We start from the raw sequence: 2826 nt of genomic DNA, 5'->3' as shown, positions 1-2826 counted from the left end.
GCCGTGCGGTGTTCTCACCGCGCGGCCCCGAGCCGTTTCCCGGCCCGTGTCCGGCACCCATTGACGCGGATCATGCCAGCTATTAACTTCACTATGCGGATTGTTGATTCCGTGAAGCGGAAAAATGGAGGGTTGGAATGGGTCAGCAGGAGAAGGTGGCAACGAGCCTCGCCGGCGCGGTCAGCGAGGGGATCAGCGCCTCCCTCGTACCGATCGACGCGGAGCTCGAACGCCGCTACCCCGGAGACCCAGGGACCCGGCAGCCCGTCCACACCGTCTACGTCCCCGGCAACCTCTACGAGGCGGACACCCTCCGCTCCTGGGGCGAGACGGCGCTGAAGATGCTCGACGAGCACGCCCCGGACGCCGCCGCGTTCGCCGAGGTCCTCGGCCTCGACGCGTCCCTCGCCGACGCCGTGTACGACCGGGTCCGCGCCAAGCTGGAGCGCGAGCCGGTCGAGGACCTGCGCATCGACTTCGAGGACGGCTACACGGGCTCCGCCGCCGACGAGGACGAGTACGCCGCCCGCGCCGCACGCCTGGTGGCCGAGTCGTACGAGAACCACGCCGCCGCCCCGTACACCGGCATCCGCATGAAGTGCTTCGAGGCCGCCGTCCGCGACCGTGCGATCCGCACCCTGGACGTCTTCCTCACCGGCCTCATGGAGCACGGCGGGCTTCCCGAAGGCCTCGTGCTGACACTGCCCAAGGTGACCTACCCCGAGCAGGTCACCGCGATGGTGCGCCTCCTTGAGGCGTTCGAGGAGGCACACGGTCTGGAAGCGGGCCGGATCGGCTTCGAGATCCAGATCGAGACCAGCCAGTCCATCCTCGGCGCCGACGGCACCGCCACCGTCGCCCGCATGATCGACGCCGCCGAGGGCCGCGCCACCGGGCTGCACTACGGCACCTTCGACTACAGCGCCTGCGTCGGCGTCAGCGCCGCCTACCAGGCCAGCGACCACCCGGCCGCCGACCACGCCAAGGCGGTCATGCAGGTCGCCGCCGCGGGCACGGGCGTCCGGGTCTCCGACGGCTCCACCAACGTCCTGCCCGTCGGCTCCACCGAGAAGGTGCACGACGCCTGGCGGCTGCACTACGGCCTCACCCGCCGCGCCCTGGCCAGGGCCTACTACCAGGGCTGGGACATGCACCCCGGCCACCTGCCGACCCGTTACGCCGCCGTCTTCACCTACTACCGCGAGGGCTTCGAGCAGGCCGCCGCCCGCCTCGCCGCCTACGCCAACCAGCTCGAAGGCGGCGACATCGCCGACGAGCCCGCATCCGCGAAGGCGCTCGCCGGGTACCTGCTGCGCGGCATCGACTGCGGCGCCCTCGACACCGCCGAGGTCGCGAAGCTCAGCGGCCTCACCCGCGCGGACCTCGAAGGCTTCGCGTCGCCGCGCCGAGGGGACCTCACGGCCGCGGCTTCGTAAGCCCGCTGCGCAGGCCTCGTCGCCCTGCCGCGCGATCCCGCTCCGCGGCCCTCGCTCCGCCACCCCGAGCCAGGCTGTCACTGCTGCCCCGTACTCTGTTCGCAACCACATTTGGGCGTAACGGAACGGGGCAGTGGTGGCTACGGGGGAGAACGAGCGGCTGGCCGGCCGCTACCGGGTGATCGAGCAGCTCGGCCGCGGCGGCATGGGCGTCGTCTGGCGCGCCGTCGACGAGGTCCTCGGCCGCGAGGTCGCCGTGAAGGAACTGCGCGCGTACAACGACGCGTCGGGACCCGAACTGGCCGATCTGCGGGTCCGGATGCAGCGCGAGGCCCGCGCCGCCGCCCGGATCCGCCACTCCGGAGTCGTCGCCATCCACGACGTCACCGAGCACGACGGCCGCCCGGTCATCGTGATGGAGCTCGTGGACGGCCCTTCGCTGGACGACGTGCTGACCGAGCGCGGGCTCCTCGACCCGCGCGAGGCCGCCTCGATGGGCGCCCGGGTGCTGGACGCGCTCGGCGCCGCGCACGCGGTCGGAGTGCTGCACCGGGACGTCAAGCCGGGCAACATCCTGCTGGAGCGCAGCGGCCGGGTGGTCCTCACCGACTTCGGCATCGCCGCCATGGACGACCCGGGCGACGGCTCCACCACCCACCTCACCCGCAGCGGCGAACTGGTCGGCTCCCTCGACTACCTGGCACCCGAGCGCGCCCAGGGCCACGAGCCGGGACCGGCGTCCGACGTCTGGGCGCTGGGCGCCACGCTGTACGCGGCCGTCGAGGGCGGCTCGCCCTTCCGCCGTACGTCGACCTGGTCCACGCTCACCGCGATCGTCGTGGAACCGCTGCCGGAGCCGGTGCGCTCCGGGCCCCTGGGCCCCGTACTCCAGCGCCTCATGGACAAGGACCCGGCACGGCGGCCCGACGCGGCCGAAGCGGCACGACTGCTGACGGAAGTGGCCGAAGGCCCCGCGGTGCAGGCCGCCGAAGCCCCGCGCGCGGCGACGGAGCGGGAGCAACTGCCGCCCCAGCAGCAGGGGTTCGGCCCCGCGGGCCCCGTGCCCGCCCCGTACGTACAGCCCTCGCCCGGCTTCGGCCCGCACGCGCCGCCCGCACAGCAGTCCGGGTACGGCGCGGGCCCGACGCCCTACGGGACCGGGCCCACGCCTGCCGTGCAGCAGCAGCCCGCCTACGGGACCGGCCCCACGCCGCCGGTGTACGGCACGGGCCCGGCCCCCGGGGCGTACGGCACCGGCCCCACGCCGTCCGCCGGTCCGTCCCACCCGTCCGCGCCGGTGACCTCGCCCGTCGCCGTCCCCGACGCCGCGGGGGCGTCGGGCGGACGCCGCAGGGCGGTGGTCGCGGCGGGCGTCGCCGCGGTGCTGCTG

The 2826-nt window shown here is 74.0% G+C and carries 2 protein-coding genes; both read left to right on the top strand.

What is annotated here, in order from left to right; genetic code table 11:
- Positions 1–137: 137 nt before the first annotated feature.
- Entirely contained in the window at positions 138–1436 is a 1299-nt protein-coding gene (locus ACWGIG_RS38270) for a DUF6986 family protein (protein ID WP_453326340.1), read from the top strand.
- Positions 1437–1572: 136 nt separating this feature from the next.
- On the top strand, positions 1573–2826 hold a 1254-nt coding region (locus ACWGIG_RS38265; protein WP_453326339.1), incomplete at its 3' end, for a protein kinase domain-containing protein.

Source organism: Streptomyces sp. NPDC054863, from assembly GCF_053610825.1.
This window is presented reverse-complemented; position numbering and strand designations above follow the sequence as displayed.